This is a genomic window from Halotalea alkalilenta DSM 17697 (genome assembly GCF_000621205.1).
Lineage (GTDB): Bacteria > Pseudomonadota > Gammaproteobacteria > Pseudomonadales > Halomonadaceae > Halotalea > Halotalea alkalilenta.
Genome location: NZ_JHYY01000025.1, coordinates 34,305 through 52,628, shown reverse-complemented (window position 1 = coordinate 52,628; position 18,324 = coordinate 34,305). Strand labels below are relative to the sequence as shown.

General features: G+C 68.0%; 16 protein-coding genes. All 16 read right to left on the bottom strand.

Going from position 1 to position 18,324, the window contains the following annotated elements:
• Positions 1–258 (bottom strand): Sec-independent protein translocase subunit TatA, encoded by a 258-nt coding sequence (tatA, locus tag Q376_RS0105280; RefSeq protein WP_027349435.1) that lies wholly within the window; start codon positions 256–258, stop codon positions 1–3.
• A gap of 91 nt (positions 259–349) precedes the next feature.
• Positions 350–706, bottom strand: coding sequence for a phosphoribosyl-ATP diphosphatase (locus tag Q376_RS0105275; protein ID WP_027349434.1), 357 nt, complete (start codon positions 704–706; stop codon positions 350–352).
• Between the two features lie 153 nt (positions 707–859).
• A complete protein-coding gene (gene ubiB, locus Q376_RS0105270; protein ID WP_027349433.1) occupies positions 860–2,485 on the bottom strand; it encodes a ubiquinone biosynthesis regulatory protein kinase UbiB in 1,626 nt (541 codons plus the stop codon).
• The gene (locus tag Q376_RS0105265; RefSeq protein ID WP_027349432.1) at positions 2,482–3,132 is read right to left on the bottom strand and encodes a ubiquinone biosynthesis accessory factor UbiJ; all 651 of its coding nucleotides are present in this window, start codon (positions 3,130–3,132) and stop codon (positions 2,482–2,484) included. Before Q376_RS0105265 ends, ubiB begins: the two co-directional genes overlap by 4 nt.
• A 52-nt stretch (positions 3,133–3,184) precedes the next feature.
• Positions 3,185–3,931 carry a bifunctional demethylmenaquinone methyltransferase/2-methoxy-6-polyprenyl-1,4-benzoquinol methylase UbiE gene (gene ubiE, locus Q376_RS0105260; RefSeq protein WP_027349431.1) on the bottom strand — a complete coding sequence of 249 codons (747 nt, stop codon included), beginning with the start codon at positions 3,929–3,931 and terminating at the stop codon, positions 3,185–3,187.
• 207 nt (positions 3,932–4,138) lie between these two features.
• Complete coding sequence (locus Q376_RS0105255; RefSeq protein ID WP_027349430.1) at positions 4,139–5,845, bottom strand: AMP-binding protein; 1,707 nt, start codon at positions 5,843–5,845, stop codon at positions 4,139–4,141.
• Positions 5,846–5,864: 19 nt separating this feature from the next.
• A complete protein-coding gene (locus tag Q376_RS21500; protein ID WP_052364972.1) occupies positions 5,865–7,829 on the bottom strand; it encodes a 3-hydroxyacyl-CoA dehydrogenase NAD-binding domain-containing protein in 1,965 nt (654 codons plus the stop codon).
• Positions 7,826–9,130: an acetyl-CoA C-acetyltransferase gene (locus Q376_RS0105245; RefSeq protein ID WP_027349429.1), complete on the bottom strand. Its 1,305-nt coding sequence runs from the start codon at positions 9,128–9,130 to the stop codon at positions 7,826–7,828. Before Q376_RS0105245 ends, Q376_RS21500 begins: the two co-directional genes overlap by 4 nt.
• An 18-nt stretch (positions 9,131–9,148) precedes the next feature.
• Positions 9,149–11,524 (bottom strand): acyl-CoA dehydrogenase, encoded by a 2,376-nt coding sequence (locus tag Q376_RS21495; RefSeq protein ID WP_052364971.1) that lies wholly within the window; start codon positions 11,522–11,524, stop codon positions 9,149–9,151.
• 11 nt (positions 11,525–11,535) lie between these two features.
• Complete coding sequence (locus Q376_RS0105235) at positions 11,536–12,204, bottom strand: TetR/AcrR family transcriptional regulator (RefSeq protein WP_027349428.1); 669 nt, start codon at positions 12,202–12,204, stop codon at positions 11,536–11,538.
• Positions 12,205–12,309: 105 nt separating this feature from the next.
• Complete coding sequence (locus Q376_RS0105230; RefSeq protein WP_052364970.1) at positions 12,310–12,801, bottom strand: gamma-butyrobetaine hydroxylase family protein; 492 nt, start codon at positions 12,799–12,801, stop codon at positions 12,310–12,312.
• A 154-nt stretch (positions 12,802–12,955) separates the two neighbouring features.
• Positions 12,956–14,278 carry an ATP-dependent protease ATPase subunit HslU gene (gene hslU / locus Q376_RS0105225; RefSeq protein ID WP_027349426.1) on the bottom strand — a complete coding sequence of 441 codons (1,323 nt, stop codon included), beginning with the start codon at positions 14,276–14,278 and terminating at the stop codon, positions 12,956–12,958.
• Positions 14,279–14,282: 4 nt separating this feature from the next.
• The gene (hslV, locus tag Q376_RS0105220) at positions 14,283–14,804 is read right to left on the bottom strand and encodes an ATP-dependent protease subunit HslV (RefSeq protein ID WP_027349425.1); all 522 of its coding nucleotides are present in this window, start codon (positions 14,802–14,804) and stop codon (positions 14,283–14,285) included.
• Between the two features lie 181 nt (positions 14,805–14,985).
• Positions 14,986–15,765, bottom strand: a complete 780-nt coding sequence (locus Q376_RS0105215; protein WP_211266601.1) for a fructosamine kinase family protein — start codon at positions 15,763–15,765, stop codon at positions 14,986–14,988.
• 94 nt (positions 15,766–15,859) lie between these two features.
• Entirely contained in the window at positions 15,860–16,639 is a 780-nt protein-coding gene (locus Q376_RS0105210) for an SPOR domain-containing protein (protein WP_027349423.1), read from the bottom strand.
• Entirely contained in the window at positions 16,639–18,324 is a 1,686-nt protein-coding gene (gene argS, locus Q376_RS0105205; RefSeq protein WP_027349422.1) for an arginine--tRNA ligase, read from the bottom strand. The genes Q376_RS0105210 and argS overlap by 1 nt, the downstream gene beginning before the upstream one ends.

The following is an 18,324-nucleotide window of genomic DNA, read 5'->3' as shown; positions in this document are numbered from 1 at the left end:
TTACTTCCGCGAGTCGTGCCGGGTTTCGTCGCGCTCTTCCTTGTGCACCGCCTCGCCATGGAAGGTGTTGCCGTCCTCATGGCCAACCCGGGACTGGGTGCTGGCGTCTTTCTTGTCGTCGTCGTTCATCGCCTGCTTGAAGCCCTTCACCGCGCCGCCGAGGTCGCCGCCGATGTTGCGAAGCTTCTTGGTGCCGAAGACCAGGACGATGATCCCAAGTACGATCAGCAGCTGCCAGATACTGATTCCACCTAACATATCGTGATTCTCCAGGAAGAGGGAGCTGGATCAGCCCAGAACCCAAATGTGATTGCGCTTGGTATGGCTTCTCTTGGGCAAGGGATGCCGATCACTGGCTGTGCGCGCTTCGCGAGGCTTTCTCCTCGAGTCCCGAGACACCGAAACGGCGTTCGAGTTCGGCGAGTACGTCGCGGTGACCGAGGCCCAGGTGCGAAAGCGTGACCAGGGAGTGAAACCACAGGTCCGCGGTTTCCTTGACCAGCTCGAGGCGGGCGGTCTCGAGCCGAGAAGCGTCCGCCGCTTCGAGCTCCTTGGCGGCGAGGATCAGCTCGGTCGACTCCTCGCCGACCTTTTCGAGGATCTTGTTCAATCCGCGCTGGTGGAGGCTCGCGACGTAGGAGCTCTGCGCATCGCCGTGGCGCCGTTCGGAGAGAACCTGCGCGAGCCGCTCGAGAGTATCGTTCATCGGTGATGCTTGTCCGTGGTGCGGTGGCAGGACATCGACGCCCTGCGAAGGCATCGATCATGCTCGCTACTCGGCACGATCGAGCGTTGGGTCTGGTCTCAAGTCTAGCGCAGCGCGGATGCACTTTACCATGCGCGGCGCCGTCGAATTGGCTCAGCGCCAAAGGATCAGCAGCAGACCGACACCGCTGGCCACCAGCACGCCCCAGTGCTGCTGCGACGCCCAGCCCCACAGCGGCTGCCAGAAGACCGCGCCGGCCACCAGCAGCAGGCCCGCGCGCACCTGGCGAGAGCGGCGCCTGAAGCCGCGCAGGCTGCGCTGCAGCGTGCCCATCGTCTCGCTCTGCTGGCGGCGCTGGCGCTCTTCGGCTTCCGAGCGGCGCATCACCTGGTGCGCGAGCACCGGCAGCTCAGGTAGCCGATAGGCCAGGTCCGGCGCTTGGCGTTTGAGCGACTCCCAGAAGCCCCGCGGTCCCGCGCGCTCCTTCATCCAGTTCTCAAGATAGGGTTTGGCGGTGTGCCACAGGTCGAGTTCGGGGTAGAGCGTGCGGCCGAGGCCCTCGATGTTGAGCAAGGTCTTCTGCAGCAGCACCAACTGCGGCTGGACTTCCATGTTGAATCGCTGCGCGGTCTGGAACAGCCCGAGCAGCGCCTGGCCGAAGGAGATGTCCTTGAGCGGCTTTTCCAGCAGCGGCTCGCACACCGCGCGCACCGCGGCGGCGAACTCATTGGCCCGGGTACCTTCGCCGACCCAGCCCGACTCGATGTGCAAGGTGGCGACTTCGTAGTAGTCCTGGTGGAAGAAGGCGAGGATGTTGCGGGCCAGGTAGTCCTGGTCTTCGCGGGTGAGGCTGCCGACGATGCCGCAGTCGATCGCGATGTAGCGCGGGTCCTCGGGTGTCTCGCGGGAGACGAAGATGTTGCCCGGGTGCATGTCGGCATGGAAGAAGTTGTCGCGGAACACCTGGGTGAAGAAGATCTCCACCCCGCGTTCGGCGAGCTTGCGCAGGTCGACCCCGGCTTCGCGCAGGGCCTCGACATCGGCGACCGGGATGCCGTAGATACGCTCTTGTACCATCACGCTGCGCCGGGTCATGCTCCAGTGGATCGCAGGCACGTAGAGCAGCGGCGAGTGCTTGAAGTTGCGCTTCAACTGCGAGGTGTTGGCGGCTTCCTTGTGCAGGTCGAGCTCGTCGAACAGCGATGCGCGGTAGTCGTCGACCACTTCGACCGGGCGCAGCCGGCGCATCTCCGGCACCAGCATCAGCAGGCGGGCGAAGGTGAACATCAGGTCGATGTCGCTGCGCATCACCCTGTCGATTCCAGGCCGGATGATCTTGACCACCACCTCGGCGCCATCGTGCAGGGTCGCCGCATGGACCTGGGCGATCGAGGCGGACGCCAGCGGGGTAGGATCGAACTTGGCGAACAGCGTCTCGACGCTGGCGCCGAGCTCGCTCTCGACCGTGGCCCGGGCGAGTTCGCTCGGAAACGGCGGCACCTGGTCCTGCAGTTTCTTCAGCTCGAGCGCGATGTCCGGGGGCAGCAGGTCGCGACGGGTCGAGAGCATCTGGCCGAACTTGACGTAGATCGGCCCCAGCGTCTCCAGGGCCAGTCTCAACCGCGCGCCGCGGCTCTCGCTGCCCCTCGGGAACAGCCACAGCGGCATCAGCCGAAAGACGAAGCGCGCGCTCGCCGGCAGGCGCTCGACCGGTACCAGCCCATCGAGTCGAAACCGCGCGATCACCCAGAGGATACGGACCAGACGCCAGAGTTTCAGCACGCGCTCCCCCCGCCATGACGCTCATCGAGGAGCCGTTCGATTCGAGCCAAGCGTGCCTGGAGGCGATCGATGCTGATCTCGAGCAGGGTCAGCTGCTCCCGGGCCACGGCGAGCTGGTCGCGGCCAGCGAGCAGCCGCCCCTCCTCGAACGCGTACTCGCGCAGGTCCTCCCGCAGCTCGCGGCCGCTGCGCACGCCGAACGCCGCCAGCCGGCGGATGCCGAGCGCCAGCGCTTGGGCAGGCGTCTCACCGACCAGTTCGGCGAGTCCGCCCTCCCAGTCGACGTCGAGATCGAGCAGCAGGGTGCGGACCTGGTGAAGCAGCTGGATATCGCCGCGCACCGCCAGTCGCCCTTCGAACATCAGCTTGTCGACCGACTCGCCCACGGCCAGCGCACCGAGCGCGTCGAGGTCGAGCTCGACCACCGCATCGGCGTCTCCTTCCTCGGCGTCGACCAGCTGGGCGAGGTTCAGGCCATCGCGCTGGATATGGACCAGCAGCAGCAGCGAAGGCCGCTCCAGGCGCAGCAGCACGCGCCGGCCATCGAGCGCACCCAGCCGTGGGGCGGCTGCCGGGTCACGATCCAGCAGCCGGTTCAGGGTGGTCTCGATGCAGGCGAGCGCGAAGGGAGCGAGCAGCGTCATCGGGTTCTCGTCGGCGAAATGGAAAACGTGCGGGACGGCCGAGAGGCGCGGCTCAAAGCTTGACGCCGCGGTGCAGGGCGACGACGCCGGCGGTCATGTTGGTGTACTCGACCCGGTCCAGCCCGGCCGCTTCCATCATCGCCTTGAGCGTCTCCTGGTCGGGGTGCATGCGGATCGACTCGGCCAGATAGCGATAGGAGTCGGCATCGTTGGCGACCAGCTTGCCGATGCGCGGCAGCACCTGGAACGAGTACTGGTCGTAGACCTTCTCGAACAGTGCGTTGGTCGGCTTGGAGAACTCCAGTACCAGGAGCCGTCCGCCCGGCTTCAGCACCCGGGTCATCGAGCGCAGCGCCTTGTCCTTGTCGGTGACGTTGCGCAGGCCGAAGGCGATGGTGATGCAGTCGAAGGTATTGTCGGGAAACGGCAGCGCTTCCGCATTGGCCTGCACGTACTCGACCTGGTGGCCGATGCCTTCGTCGATCAGCTTGTCGCGGCCGACGTTGAGCATCGAGGCGTTGATGTCGGCGAGCACCACGCGCCCGGTGGGGCCTACGCGGCTGGCGAACTTCTTGGTCAGATCGCCGGTGCCGCCGGCGATGTCGAGCACGCTGTTGCCCCGGCGCACGCCGGAGCGTTCCAGGGTGACGCGCTTCCACAGGCGATGGATGCCCATCGACATCAGGTCGTTCATCACGTCGTAGCGGCGGGCGACCGAGTGGAAGACGTCGGCGACCCGACCGGCTTTCTCCTCGATGGGAACGTCCTGGAAGCCGAAATCAGTGGTGCGTTTCTCCATGCCCTTCCCCTATGGCGTAGCGAGTCGGGGGTGGCCCCGACGGCGTTGAGTATCAATCGGCGAGCGAAGGCGTCGCCGGCCTTGGCGCAGCGCCAAGGCCGCACGCCCACTGGGGGCGCATCGCAAGGGGGGAAGTGTAGCGCCGTGGGCCGGGCTTGTCTTTCGTCGCGGCGGACGGTCTGCGATCGGCGATCGCCTCATTCGGGCTCAATCGGGGATCTTCTCCTCCACCGCGGCGGCCGACGACGAGGGAGGGGAGCGCAGTTCGCGACGCAGGATCTTGCCGACGTTGGTGCGCGGCAAATCGTCGCGGAATTCGATCTGCCGCGGCACCTTGTAGCCCGAGAGATGCTGGCGGCAGTGCTCGATCAGCATCTCTTGGGTGAGATCGGGATCGCGCCGGATCACGAACAGCTTGACCCGCTCGCCGGAAAGCTCGTCGGCAACGCCCACCGCCGCCGCCTCGCTGACCCCGGGATGGCGGGTCGCGACCTCTTCCACTTCGTTGGGGTAAACGTTGAAGCCCGAGACCAGGATCATGTCCTTCTTGCGCTCGACCAGGAAGAAAAATCCCTTGGCATCCATCCGCGCGATGTCGCCGGTGCGCAGGAAACCGTCGGAGAAGAACGCATGGGCCTGCTCCTCGGGATGCTTCCAGTAGCCCGAGATCACCTGGGGACCACGCACGCAGAGTTCGCCGACCTGGTCGATACCGAGATCCTCCCCCTGTTCGTTGCGGATCCGTACCTCGGTGGATGGGATCGGCAGGCCGATCGAGCCACTGAACGGCAGCGGCGGCTCGACGATCGGATTGATCGTCACCGCGGGTGAGGTCTCGGTGAGTCCATAGGCCTGGGTGATCGGCTTGCCGGTGACCTGTTGCCAGCGCTCGGCGACGCTGCCCTGCACGGCCATCCCACCGCCGAGCACCACTTTCAGGTGGGAAAAGTCCAGGCGTGCGAAGTCGGGATGGTTGAGCAGCGCATTGAACAGGGTGTTGACCCCGGTCATGCAGCTGAACGGATAGCGTTTCAAGGTCTTGACGAAGGTCGGGATGTCGCGTGGGTTGGTGATCAGCAGGTTGGTCGCGCCCAGGTGCAGGAATACCAGGCAGTTCGCGGTCAGGGCGAAGATGTGATAGAGCGGCAGCGCAGTGACCATCAGCTCTGCGCCCTCGCGCACGCCGCCGCGCACCCATGCGCTCGCCTGCACTACGTTGGCGATCAGATTGCCGTGGCTGAGCATCGCACCCTTGGCGACACCGGTGGTGCCGCCTGTGTACTGCAGGCAAGCGAGGTCGTCCTGGCCGAGCGTCACCGGGGTGAACCTATGGCGCCTGCCTTCGGCGAGTACCTCGTCGAGCCGGCGATGGCCGGGCAGCTGCCAGGCCGGCACCAGTTTCTTCACCCGGCGCACGGTGAAGTCCACCAGCCGGCCCTTGACCGGGCCGAGCAGCTCGCCCAGCCGGGTGACGATCACTTCGTCCAGGCGCGACAGCGAGCCGGCCTTGTCCAGCGTATGGGCGAAGTTCTCGGCGATCACGATCATCCGCGCTTCGGCGTCGACCAGCTTGTGCTCGAGTTCATCGGTGGTGTAGAGCGGGTTGCAGTTGACCACCACGCAGCCTGCGCGAAGCGCACCGAACAGCACCACCGGATACTGCAAAAGGTTGGGCATCATCAGCGCGATCCGGTCGCCCTTGCCCATGCCATGCGCTTGCAGCCAGGCGGCGAAGTCGTTCGAGAGTGCCGAAAGGCGACGATAGTCGATGGCCGTGCCCATGCAGACGTAGGCCTGGCGAGGGGCGTAGCGCTCGCAGGCCTGATCGAACATGTCGACCAGCGAGTCGAAGCGGGTGACGTCGATCTCGGCCGGTACGCCGGGAGGGTAGCTTTCGAGCCAGGGTGTGTTCATCGTCGCGCTCCTCGCATGCCTATCGGTCATCTCTCATCGTCGCACCGGCGCCGGTGGCGCTCGGTGCCAATCGCTCGTCGCTCAACGGCCCGCCGCTGAATGGCGCATAGCCGGTACCGAAGATCACCCCGGCATCGGCCAGGTCCGCATCCTCGACTATGCCGGCGGCGAGCTGGGCGCGGGTGCGCTCTATCAAGGGGCGAACGATGCGCAGCGCGAGCCCGTCGGGCGCGTCATCAGGCTTGCCCTTGGCGGGTTTGCCGTCCTGCCAGCTATAGAAGCCCCGTCCGCTCTTCTTGCCCAATTGCCCCTGCGCCAGGTGCTGTTCGAGACAGCGCGGCGCGGCGGCGCCATCGGTGAGCCCGCGGCCTGCGTCGCGAACGATGTCGAGGCCGACGGTATCGGCCAGTTCCAGCGGCCCCATCGGCATGCCGAAGGCGACCATCGCCGCGTCGATGATCTCGGCGGCGACCCCCTCGTCGTGGACTCGCATCGCCTCGAGCAGGTAGGGCGCGAGCACCGCGTTGACCAGAAAGCCCGGCGTGCTCCTCACTGGCAGCGGCAGCTTGTCGAGGGCGCCGACGAAGGCGCAGGCGCGCCTCGTCTCGTCGCTGGCGCCGTCTCCGGCATGGATCACCTCGACCAATGGCATCTTCGCCACCGGATTGAAGAAATGGATGCCCACCAGGCGTTCGGGCTCGCTCAGCCCTTCACGCAGCGCGGTGAGATCGAGACTCGAGGTATTGGTGGCGAGCAGGGCGCCTGGTTTGATCAGGGGCTCGAGCGCACGATAGAGATCGCGCTTGGCCTCCAGCGTCTCGCCGATCGCTTCGATCACCAGGTCGGCGCGGGCGACGCCCGCACCATCGGGGTCGGGGATCAGGCGGTCCATGGCGTCGCGAATCGCGCGGTGATCGCGCTTCAAACGTCGGCCATAGAGCTTGGCGGCGCGAGCTATCGCCGGTGCGATGCGCTCGATCTGCTGGTCCTGGAGGGTGACCCGGAAACCCTTCAGCGCGCACCAGGCGGCGATGTCGCCGCCCATCACCCCGGCACCGACCACGTGGACGTCGCGGATATCCCGGGCGTCGCCCTGGCGGGCGAAGCCCTTGAGCCGCTCCTGGAGATGGAAGACGCGGATCAGGTTGGCCGCCACCGCGGAGCCGAACAGGCGCCCGACCAGCGTTGGCTCGATCAGTGGATCGCCGTCGTGGCGCTCCCACAGTTCGAGAATCGTGCGCGGCGCTGGATAGTGGCGGTCGGGGTCCTTGGCCTCGACGTCGCGCCGCGCCTTGGCTGCGACCAATTGCCTGAACGGCGCGCTTTCGAGCAGGCGCAGGAGGTGGCCGGCTCGCGCGGCTGGGCGCCCCGAGCGGACGAGCTGCGCGGCGGCGTGCTCGGCGATGCGTTCGGGAACCCGCGCATCGACCAGGCCCAGCCGCTCGGCGCGGCGGGGATCAACCGTGCGCCCGCTCAGCATCATCGCCAGGGCTTCGGGGGCGCCGATCAGCCGGGGCAGGCGCTTGACCCCACCCCAGCCGGGGAATATCCCGAGCATTACCTCGGGCAGGCCGAGCCGCGCACTGGGACGATCGACCGCCAGCCGGTAGCGGCAGGCGAGCGCCAGTTCGAGCCCGCCGCCGAGGCAGTGGCCGTCGATCAGCGCAAGCGTCGGATAGCGCAGCGCGCTGATCCGCTCGAACAGACGCCAGCCGCGCTCGATGATCCGCTGTGCCTGGTCGGCGCTCTCGAGCGCCGCGAACTCCCCGATGTCGGCACCGACGATGAACCCGGTGGATTTTCCCGAGCGGATCACCAGCCCCTTGGGCTTCGATGCATCCAGCGCATCGAGGGTCGCGTCGAGCTGGGCGAGCACGCTCTGGGAGAGCGTATTGACCGCTCGGTCGGGGCAGTCGAGGGTCAGCCAGACCAGGTCATCGGCGTCGCGCTCGAGCCGCCAGTCGCCGCGTTCGATCGCGTTCATCGCGCAACCTCCGTGCGTTTGAGGTTTTCCACCAGCATCGCGCCGCCCTGGCCGCCGCCGATGCAGATCGATGCCATGCCGCGTGAGAGGTTCCGTTCGGCGAGGGCATGGAGCAGGTGGAGCACGATTCGCGCACCCGAAGCGCCGACCGGGTGGCCGATCGCGATCGCGCCGCCGTCGACGTTGAGCCGGGCGTCATCGAGGCGGCCCCAGGCGGGCGTGCCGAGGGCCGACTCGCAGTAGTCCGGGTCCTCCCAGGCGGCCTGGCAGGCCAGCACCTGGGCGGCGAAGGCTTCGTTGATCTCCCACAGGTCGAGCTCATTGAGCCCGAGGCCGTGGCGCTCGAGGATGGGGGTCGCCGCCTGTACCGGACCGAGGCCCATCCGCTCGGGGGAGAGTCCGGCCCACTGGCTGTCGGTGATCCGCCCGAGCGGCGCGAGCCCCAGGCGCTCCACCGCCCGCTCCGAGGCCAGCAGCAGCAGCGCGGCACCGTCGGTGACCTGCGAGCTGTTGCCGGCGGTGACGTTGCCCCATGGTTTGTCGAACACCGGGCGCAGCTTGGCCAGGCGCTCTTCGCTCGAATCGTCGCGCACGCCGTCGTCCTCGGCGTGGATCCGACCATCGCTGCTGACCAGCGCCACCGTCTCAGCGTCGAAGGCAGCGCGGGTGCGCGCCTCGAGGACGCGACGGTGGCTGCGCGCGGCGTAGCGGTCCATCGCGGTACGATCGATGCCGAAGCGGTGGGCGAGGTTCTCGGCGGTCTGGCCCATCGAGAGCCCCACCACCGGGTCGGTGAGCCCCTTGAGCAGGCCGATCACCGGGGCCAGCTGCGCCGGGCGCAAGCGCCTGAGCGTCGCGAGCCGCTGGCCCACGCCCTTGGCCGCATACCAGTGCGAGAGCCACTTGACCATCGCATCCGAGAACAGAACGGGTGCCCGCGACAGCGCGTCCACCCCGCCGGCCAGCACCACTTCGGCGCGACCGCGCTGGAGATTGGCGATCGCGCTGTCCAGCGCCTGCATCCCCGAGGCGCAGTTGCGCATCACCGTCCAGGCGGGAATGCGCTCGGCGAGGCCAAGACGCAGAGCGATCACCCGGGCGATGTTGACCTCGTCGGCAGAGGGCGAGGCGCAGCCGATGATCACCTCATCGATTCGGTGCTCGAGCGCAGGGTGGCGGGCGAGCAGCATCCTGCCTGCCTGGACGGCGAGATCCGCGGCGGAGAACGGACCCGGCGCATTGCGGGCGCGCAGGAACGGCGTCCTGGCTCCATCGACTACGTAGATCGGTTCGAATTCCATCGTCTCTCCTCAGGCGTTTCAGGCGTCGTCGGCAAGGGCGGTGGCAGTGCTCGCAGGCGCTGGCGCGGCGCGCTCGGGGGCGAGATCGAAGGCGAAGTCGTCGACCCGGATCGCCCTGTCGCGCAGCTCGTCCCGGCGCGCGAGCAGCGCATGCTCGTCGGCGTCGAGATGGCCGAGCTCGAAAGCCAGACCGGGCAGGTCGCGAACGTTGGCGCGCGGCTGCCCGGCGAATACGCCCCGGCGTTCGAGCTCACGCAGCTTCGCCTCCACCGGCTCGGCGGCGAGCGCTGCCGCCAATGCCTGTTCGAGCGCGCCGACGGCCTGGTGTTCATCGTTGGGCAGGTGGCAGCAGGCGGTGAGCCGGTCTCGGCCGTCCCCTGGGGCGAGCAGCAGCGCGGCCGCGCGATGCGAGAGCGCGTCCGACGGTGGACGGCGGCGGCGACCTAGAGGCAGCACCAGCGGGCGCAGCAGGACGGCGAGTGTGCGGTTGGGAAAGTTGGCGAGCGCTTCATCGAGCGCGCGCTCGAGCTTGTAGAGCGCATCCTGCAGCGCCCAGTGGGCCAGCGGTGCGTCCTCGGCGTTGCGTCCTTGGTCTTCGAAACGCTTGAGAACGCAGGAGGCGAGGTAGAGCTGCGAAAGCGCATCGCCCAGCCTCGAGGAGAGCCGTTCGCGTCGCTTGAGCGCGGCACCGAGGCTGATCATCGAGGCATCGGCGAGCAGCGAGAAGGCGCTGGAGAAGCGTGACAGCTGGCGATAGTAGGGCAGCATTTCGTTTGCGACGTCGGCGCGCACCCTGACCAGCCGGGCGCCGCTCAAGCCGCGGCCGAGGCTGCGCGCGAGGTTGGCGAGGATCAGCCGGAGATGGCGCTCGAAGGCCACTTCGAAAGCGGCGTAGCCGCGCTCGCGGTCTTCGTCCTCGACGGCCTTCATCTCGTCGAGGATGTGGGGATGGCAGCGGATCGCCCCCTGGCCGAAGATGATCAGGCTGCGGGTGAGGATATTGGCGCCCTCGACGGTGATCCCGATCGGCAGCTGCTGGTAGGCGCGGCCGAGGAAGTTCGAAGGCCCGAGGCAGATTCCCTTGCCGCCGATCACGTCCATGCCGTCGTTGACCACCTGGCGGGTCAGCTCGGTGACGTGGTACTTGACGATCGCCGAGACCACCGCGGGGCGCTCGCCGAGGTCGATTGCGCCCGCGGTCATGCTGCGCGCGGCGTCGGCGGTGTAGGTAAGCCCTGCGATGCGCGCCAACGCCTCCTCGACCCCTTCGAAGCGCCCGATAGGAGTGCGGAACTGGCTGCGTACCCGCGCATACGCCCCCACCGTACGGGCGGTGAACTGCGCCATCGCCGCATTGGCGGAGGGCAGCGAGATCGCCCGCCCGGCGGCGAGGCACTCCATCAGCATCCGCCAGCCCTGGCCCGCCATCGGCGCCCCGCCGATGATGAAATCGAGTGGCATGAATACTTCGCTACCCCGGGTCGGGCCGTTCATGAACATGGCGTCGAGCGGTCGATGGCGCCGCCCCAGCTCGACCCCGGGATGATCCCGCGGCACCAGCGCACAGGTGATGCCGAGGTTTTCCTGCTCGCCGAGCAGGCGCTGCGGGTCGTGCAGCTGGAAGGCAAGCCCCAGCAGCGTGCACACCGGCGCCAGGGTGATGTAGCGCTTGTCCCAGCTGACTTTCATTCCGAGCACCCGTTCGCCCTGCCACTCTCCCCAGCAGACCACCCCATGGTCGGGAATAGAGGCCGCATCCGACCCGGCCCACGGGCTGGTCAGGGCGAAGGCGGGAATCTCGTCGCCACGCGCCAGGCGCGGCAGGTAGTGGTCCTTCTGGGCCTCGGTGCCGTAATGCAGCAGCAGCTCCGCCGGGCCGAGCGAGTTGGGCACCATCACGCTGACCGCGAGCGCTGAGCTGCGAGTCGACAGGCGGCTGACGACTTCGGAGTGGGCGTAGGCGGAAAACTCCAGCCCGCCGTAGCGCCTGGGCACGATCATGCCGAGGAAGCCCTCGCGCTTGATGTACGCCCACGCCTGCGGTGGCAGGTCTTGGCGCTCGGCAGTGACCTCCCAGTCGTCGACCAGCGCGCAGAGCGCGGGGACCTTGTCCTCGATGAAGCGCCGCTCCGGCCCGCTGAGCATCGGTAGAGGCACGTCGTGCAGCCGCTTCCAGTCGGGGTCGCCAGCGAACAGCTCGCCTTCCCACCACACCGTGCCAGCCTCGAGCGCCGCCCGCTCGGTAGCCGAAATCGACGGCATCCTGGTGCGAAAGGCGTCGAAGGCGGGGCGCACCACCAGGCGGCGGCGCAGCGGCGCGACGCCGAGCACCAGCGCGGGTAGTGCGATCGCGATCAGTAGTAGCGAAGCCAGCACGATCATCCAGGTGGACATCGGTGTTCTCCTCAGGTGGGCCGGTCCTGCTGGTCGGACTCAGGCAGCGGAGCACGCAGGCCGCCGAGCAAGAAGCTCATCAGCCGCGGCAGCAGCAGGTCGAGCGCCCGCTGCTGGGGCTCCTCGACGCCGAACAGTGGGCCGAGGTGACGCGTGCCGAGCAGCGCATAGGAAGTGGCGCCGAGCATGAACTGGAAGCGCCAAGTCACTTCCGCCCGGGGAACCTGGGGCATCGCTCGGTAGAAGGCCTCGCGATAGCGTTCGAGCACGTGGGCGAACTGTTCGGCGACGATCGCGCGGGTGAACTCGGAGGGATCGGTCACGATGCGTTCGATCAGCACGGTGAAGGCGCGGGCATGGGGATCCCGGCTGCTGGCGAAACGCACCAGGGTGCCGAAGTAGGCGTCGACGATCTGCGACGGGCGCGGCGGCTCGTCGGCAGCCTCCAGCGCGTCGAGCAGGCGCAGGCGCTCCTGGTTGAGCATCCCCATGCGCCGCTCGAGCACTGCGCGGATCAATGCATCCTTGGAACCGAAGTGGTAGTTCACCGCGGCGATGTTGACGCCCGCCTTGGCGGTGATGGCTCGCAGGGAGGCGTTGGTGTCGCCGTCGGCAGCGAAGATCGCCTCGGCGGCGTCGAGGATCAGCTCGGAGGTCTGGAGTGTGGCGCGTTCGCTCATGCAGGGGCCCGATTCAAATGAATGTTTGAATCGAGTCTAACCGCTCCAGCCCGCGAGGGAATGGGCCTAAGGCCAAAGGATGAGGTCGGGGCGTGTCAACGCGCCCTAGAGCTGCTTGATCTGGATGCCGGGCGGTACGCGTGAGGCGCCAGCGTCCTCGAGCTCCTTGAGGTAGTGGCGCCACCAGGCCTCCTGGTGCAGCGCCAGCTCGAACAGAAAGGCCCAGGTGTAGAGCCCGCTGTCATGGCCGTCGTCGAAGCTGAGCTTGAGCGCATAGTTGCCGACCGACTCGATGTCGAGCAGCGAGACGTCGCGTTTGCCCGTCTGCAGCACTGCCTGGTCGGGACTGTGGCCGCGAACCTCGGCGGAGGGCGAGAACACCCTGAGCAGCTCGACGGGCAGCCGGTAGTGCAACTGCTCCTGGCGGCGCTCGCCGACGCCCTGGCTTTCGAGTCGCGCGGCCTCGGTGTCGCGCAGTTCGCCTGCGTCATAGACCAGCTCTACCAGCCGCGGCCCGCGATGATAGTGCACATGGACGGGAATAGGCGCGGGTGGCCGGGCGAGTCGATCGAAGCGCTCGCGTGGATCGAGGTTCATGATGATGCTCCTGCACGGTGCGAGGTTGGCCCGGTCGGCTAAAGGCGCGTGTCGAGCATTAGACACGCGTCGCGCCAGGCACGGCAAATGCGCTCAGGCCTTAGGCTTAACGACCGCGCCCCGCGCAGGGAGGCGCGGGGCCGGTTGGCACGCCTTAGAGGATGTAGCGGGAAAGATCCTCGTCGCGGGCCAGTTCGCCGAGGCGCTGGTCGACGTACGCGCCGTCGATCAGCTGTTTTTCCATCTCGCCACCGACGTAGAGCGGTTCTTCGAGCAGCCGTTCCATCACCGTATGCAGGCGGCGGGCGCCGATGTTCTCGGTGCCTTCGTTGACCTGGTAGGCGATTTCGGCGATCCGCTTGATGCCATCGCTGGTGAACTCGATCTCGAGGCCCTCGGTGCGCAGCAGTGCCTGGTACTGGTGCGTCAGCGAGGCGGAAGGCTCAGTGAGGATGCGCTCGAAATCGTTGGGCGTCAGCGCCGAGAGCTCGACCCGGATCGGCAGCCGCCCCTGCAGCTCGGGGATCAGGTCCGACGGCTTGGAAAGATGGAAGGCGCCCGAGGCGATGAACAGGATGTGGTCGGTCTTGACCATCCCGTACTTGGTCGACACCGTCGACCCCTCGATCAGCGGCAGCAAGTCGCGCTGCACCCCCTCGCGGGAGACGTCGGTGCCGCCGCTTTCGCCGCGCTTGGCGACCTTGTCGATCTCGTCGATGAAGACGATGCCGTTCTGCTCCACCGCCTCCAGCGCGCGGCTCTTGAGGTCATCGTCGTTGACCAGCTTCGAGGCTTCCTCCTCGACCACCAGCTTGCGCGCCTCGCCGACGCTGAGCTTGCGGGTCTCGCGCTTTTGCTTGTTGAGGTTGGAGAACATGCTCTGCAGCTGGCTCGCCATCTCCTCCATGCCCGGCGGGGTCATGATGTCCATGCCCTGGCTCGCCGGGACCAGCTCGATCTCGATCTCCTTGTCGTCGAGCGAGCCCTCGCGCAGCTTCTTGCGAAACACCTGGCGGGTCGAGCTGTCGCGGCTCGCGCCGCTGTCGTACTCGGAGCCTCGGGCCGGCGGCAGCAGCGCATCGAGGATCCGTTCCTCGGCGAGGTCCTCGGCCTTGTTGCGCACCCGGGTCTTGGCCTGCTCGCGCACCAGCTTCATCGCCATCTCGACCAGGTCGCGGATGATCGACTCGACGTCCCGGCCGACGTAGCCCACCTCGGTGAACTTGGTCGCCTCGACCTTGAGGAAGGGGGCGCCTGCGAGTTTCGCCAAGCGGCGGGCGATCTCGGTCTTGCCGACCCCGGTCGGGCCGATCATCAGGATGTTCTTCGGCGTCACCTCGGCGCGCAGTTCGGGATCGAGCTGCATCCTCCGCCAGCGGTTGCGCAGCGCGATCGCGACCGCGCGCTTGGCCTCGGCCTGGCCGACGATGTGCTGGTCGAGGGCATGTACGATTTCACGGGGAGTCATCTGTGCCATGGGATCAGTCCAGCGCCTCGAGGGTGATGTTGTGGTTGGTGAACACGCAGATGTCGGCGGCGATGTTGAGACTCTTCTCGGTGATCTCGCGGGCCGTGAGCTCCGTGTTCTCGAGCAGGGCGCGGGCGGCGGCGTTGGCATAGTGGCCGCCCGAGCCGATGGTGATGATGCCATGCTCGGGTTCGAGCACGTCGCCGGTGCCGGTGATGATCAGCGAGGCGGTGCGGTCGGCGACCGCGAGCATCGCCTCGAGCCGGCGCAGCGCCCGGTCGGTGCGCCATTCCTTGGCCAGCTCCACCGCGGCCCTGGTCAGGTTGCCCGAATTCTTCTCGAGCTGGGCCTCGAAGCGCTCGAACAGGGTGAAGGCGTCGGCGGTACCGCCGGCGAAGCCGGCCAGCACCTGCCCTTTGTGGAAGCGCCGGACCTTGGACGCATTGCCCTTCATCACGGTATTGCCAAGGGAAACCTGGCCGTCCCCGGCCAGGGCGACTTGGCCATTGCGGCGCACCGATACGATCGTGGTCATGGAATTCTCTCGTCTGCTTCGGACGAAACCGAAAACGGGTGAATGTGAACGTCGGCGGGCGTGAATCACGGCGCACTCCCGCCGGTTGAAGTGTCGATCCGTCGGCGCCGTGCGAGTCTTTCTCGCGAATGTAACGGGCTAGGTGCGGGCACCCGGTGATGAAATCAAGGGCGCGGCCGTGCTAGCCGAACCGCTTGGCGATCTTCACCGCACGCGCCGCGTAGCCGCCGCCGAACAGCACCGCGTGCACCAGCAGCGGATAGAGCTGGTGGAGGGCGAGGCGCTGCCGCCAGCCTGCGTCGAGTCCGGCGGCCTCGGCATAGGCGCCGTGGATGCGCTCGAGCATCGGTGCGCCGAACAGCGCCAGCATCGCCAGGTCATCGAGAAAATGGCCGCCGTGGGCGGCGGGGTCGATCATCACGCAGCCCTGGCGGCACCAGAGCAGGTTGCCGCTCCACAGGTCGCCGTGGAGCCGGGACGGCGCCTCGCCGTCGTCGAACTCACCGGCGGCGAGCCGTGAGGACAGCCGTTCGATCGTCTCGCTGCCGGCCTGGTCGATGGCACCGGCATCCTGGGCCAGGCGCAGGTAGGGGGTGATCCTCGCCTCGGCGAAGAAGGCTCCCCACTCCGGCCAGTCGCCGTAGCGCATCGGCAGCGGTGCCCCGGTCGGGCCGATGAAGCCATGGGGACCGGGCGCCTGGGGTGGTGGCGCGCCGAAGGCTGGAGCGCCGGCGCGGTGGGTGACCAGCAGTGCACGGCCGAAGGCCTCGGCGCTGGCTGCGGTGGCGTCGCTGGTATCGAGCCGCGCCAGGCTGAGGCGATCGGGGGCGACGTCGAGCACCTCGACCACCTCGGCGCCCCCCGCCGCGGCGAGCCAGTCAAGCCCCGCCGCCTCGGTGGCGAACAGCGTCGGCGGGGCGCCGGCGGCGCTTTTGATGAAGGGCGTCATGGCGTATGGCATCGAGGAGCTCCGTTCGCGCGATCCCGAAAGGCTACTCGTGAGGATAGACCGGCTCTCCTGCGCCGCACCGCACCAGTGTGGCGCGGCGCAGGGATCAGCGCTGGCGGATCATCAGCGGGTCGACGCCGCGCGCCTGCATCAGGCCACGGGCGCGGGCGAGCTCGGCCTGGTCGCTGTAGGGGCCGGCCTGGACGCGATACCAAGTGGTGCCGTCGCCGGTCTTGACCTGGCTGACCTGGGTCACCAGGCCAAGGTCGCGAAAGCGGCCCGCCATGGTATTGGCGTCCGCCTGGGAGCGGAACGAGGCGGCCTGGAGCATGTAGCTGGCACCGCCCTGGGCGCTGGCGGGCGCGCTGCTGCTCGGCGCGCTGGGGGCGGCGGGCGGCGTCCGCGTGCTCGGCTGCGCCGGCTCGCGGCTGGCGCTCTGGCTCGGCGTGGCGGCCGGCGGCGCCTGGGGCGCGGCGGCGGGTGCCGAAGGCGCCGAAGGAGCGATCACCTCCGACTCGGGCAGCAGGGTGTAGAACTCGAAGGTCGGCATGTTGTTCGCCGGGTCTTCGCCGCCCTCCTGCTGCGCCTGGGGTGCCGAGGGCTGTCCTGCTTGCTGGGAAGCGCTTGGCGACTGCTCGGCGCTCTGGCCCTGCGGCTCGCTGGGCACCGGCCGGGTGACGATCGCCGCCATGCCGCCCTGGGAGTCGCTGGGCTCATTGGCGAGGAAGTGCTTGGCGATGAAGAACCCGGCGATGATGCCGCCGATCGCCCATAGCCAGCCGGGAATGCGCATGCCGCCCCCCGAGCTTTTCGACGCGCCGCGCTTGGCACCCTGCGTCCTGCGCGGTGCTGCGCGCCGCGAGGCGCTGTTCTGGCGTGGCGGCATTACATCTCCTCCGGTGCATCGAGGCCCAACAGGCCGAGGCCGTTGCGCAGTACCTGGCGTACGGCGAGGGCGAGGGCGAGGCGCGCATTGCGCATGTCGGGCTCATCGACCATTACCTTGACCGCGTTGTAGCAGGTGTGGAATTCGGCGGCCAGCTCCTGCAGGTACTGGGCGATCTGGTGCGGCTCGCGGCTTTTGGCCGCGCGGGCGACCTGCTCGGGGAAAGCGGCGAGGCGATTGAGCAGGTCCTTCTCGCGAGGATCCTCGAGCAGGCCGAGATTGGCCAGGCCGAGCGCCTGGTCGAAGGGGGTTCCCTGGGTCTCGGCGCGCTTCAGCACGCTGCAAAGCCGCGCATGGGCGTATTGCAGGTAGTAGACCGGGTTGTCGTTCGACTGCGCGCGGGCCAGATCGATGTCGAAGGTCAGCTGCGAATCGACCCGGCGCGCGACCAGGAAGTAGCGCGTCGCGTCGCGCCCGACCTCATCGATCAGATCGCGCAGGGTGACGTAGCTGCCGGCGCGCTTGGAGAGTTTCACCTCCTCGCCGCCGCGCATCACCGTGACCATCTGGTGCAGCACGTACTCGGGCCATCCTGCTGGAATGCCCACCCCGAGCGCCTGGAGCCCAGCGCGCACGCGGGTGACGGTGGAGTGGTGGTCGGCGCCCTGCTCGTCGATCACGGTGGTGAAGCCGCGGCGCCATTTGTCGAGGTGATAGGCGACGTCGGGGACGAAGTAGGTGTAGTCGCCGTCACGCTTGCGCATCACCCGGTCCTTGTCGTCGCCGAAGTCGGTGGTGCGCAGCCACAGCGCGCCATCCGCCTCGAAGGTGTGGCCGCCTTCGATCAGGCGCTCGACGGTAGCCGCGACCTTGCCTTCGGAGTAGAGCGAGGACTCGAGGAAGTAGACGTCGAACGGCACGTCGAAGGCCTTGAGGTCGAGGTCCTGCTCGCGGCGCAGGTAGGCGACGGCGAATTCGCGGATCGCCTCGCGATCTTCGGGATCGGCCTTGGCGGTGACCCGGCGATCGTCGGCGACCACCGTCTCGCCCTGGCGGTAGGCGTGGGCGATGTCGGCGATGTAGTCGCCGCGGTAGCCGTCTTCCGGCCAGGCCGGGTCGCTGGGTTCGAGACCCTTGATCCGCGCCGATACCGAGCGTTCGAGGTTGGTGATCTGGGCGCCGGCGTCGTTGTAGTAGAACTCGCGGGTGACGCGGTGGCCGGTGGCCTCGAGCAGCCGCGCGATGCAGTCGCCGACCACCGCGCCGCGGCCGTGGCCGACGTGCAGCGGTCCGGTCGGGTTGGCGGAGACGAACTCGACCTGGACGCTTTCGCCCTGGCCGAAGTCGCTGCGGCCGAAGCGCTCGCCCGACTCGATCACGCGCTCGATGATCTGCGCCGCCGCCGCGGTCGCGGCGAAGAAGTTGATGAAACCCGGGCCTGCGATCTCCACCTTGCTAACCGCGGGCGAGTCCGGCAGTGCCGCGATCAGCCTGTCGGCGAGCTGGCGCGGTGCCATCCTCGCCGGTTTGGCAAGGATCATCGCCAGGTTGCAGGCGTAGTCGCCGTGGGCCTTGTCGCGCGTCGCATCGAGCTTGATCTCGACCTCGTGGTCCTGGGGGATTACGCCCTCGCTCTTGAGCGTGGAAAGGGCTTGGGTGAGGAGCTCGAGGAGCGTCTCTTTCAT

Coding starts and splice junctions, on each gene's coding strand:
- argS (WP_027349422.1), bottom strand. CDS start 18,324: ATGAAAGAGACGCTCCTCGAGCTCCTCACCCAAGCCCTTTCCACGCTC.
- Q376_RS0105215 (WP_211266601.1), bottom strand. CDS start 15,765: ATGCCATACGCCATGACGCCCTTCATCAAAAGCGCCGCCGGCGCCCCG.
- Q376_RS21500 (WP_052364972.1), bottom strand. CDS start 7,829: ATGAACGCGATCGAACGCGGCGACTGGCGGCTCGAGCGCGACGCCGAT.
- Q376_RS0105210 (WP_027349423.1), bottom strand. CDS start 16,639: ATGCCGCCACGCCAGAACAGCGCCTCGCGGCGCGCAGCACCGCGCAGG.
- Q376_RS0105275 (WP_027349434.1), bottom strand. CDS start 706: ATGAACGATACTCTCGAGCGGCTCGCGCAGGTTCTCTCCGAACGGCGC.
- hslV (WP_027349425.1), bottom strand. CDS start 14,804: ATGACCACGATCGTATCGGTGCGCCGCAATGGCCAAGTCGCCCTGGCC.
- Q376_RS0105230 (WP_052364970.1), bottom strand. CDS start 12,801: ATGAACCTCGATCCACGCGAGCGCTTCGATCGACTCGCCCGGCCACCC.
- Q376_RS0105245 (WP_027349429.1), bottom strand. CDS start 9,130: ATGGAATTCGAACCGATCTACGTAGTCGATGGAGCCAGGACGCCGTTC.
- tatA (WP_027349435.1), bottom strand. CDS start 258: ATGTTAGGTGGAATCAGTATCTGGCAGCTGCTGATCGTACTTGGGATC.
- Q376_RS0105235 (WP_027349428.1), bottom strand. CDS start 12,204: ATGAGCGAACGCGCCACACTCCAGACCTCCGAGCTGATCCTCGACGCC.
- Q376_RS0105265 (WP_027349432.1), bottom strand. CDS start 3,132: ATGACGCTGCTCGCTCCCTTCGCGCTCGCCTGCATCGAGACCACCCTG.
- ubiE (WP_027349431.1), bottom strand. CDS start 3,931: ATGGAGAAACGCACCACTGATTTCGGCTTCCAGGACGTTCCCATCGAG.
- Q376_RS0105255 (WP_027349430.1), bottom strand. CDS start 5,845: ATGAACACACCCTGGCTCGAAAGCTACCCTCCCGGCGTACCGGCCGAG.
- hslU (WP_027349426.1), bottom strand. CDS start 14,278: ATGGCACAGATGACTCCCCGTGAAATCGTACATGCCCTCGACCAGCAC.
- Q376_RS21495 (WP_052364971.1), bottom strand. CDS start 11,524: ATGTCCACCTGGATGATCGTGCTGGCTTCGCTACTACTGATCGCGATC.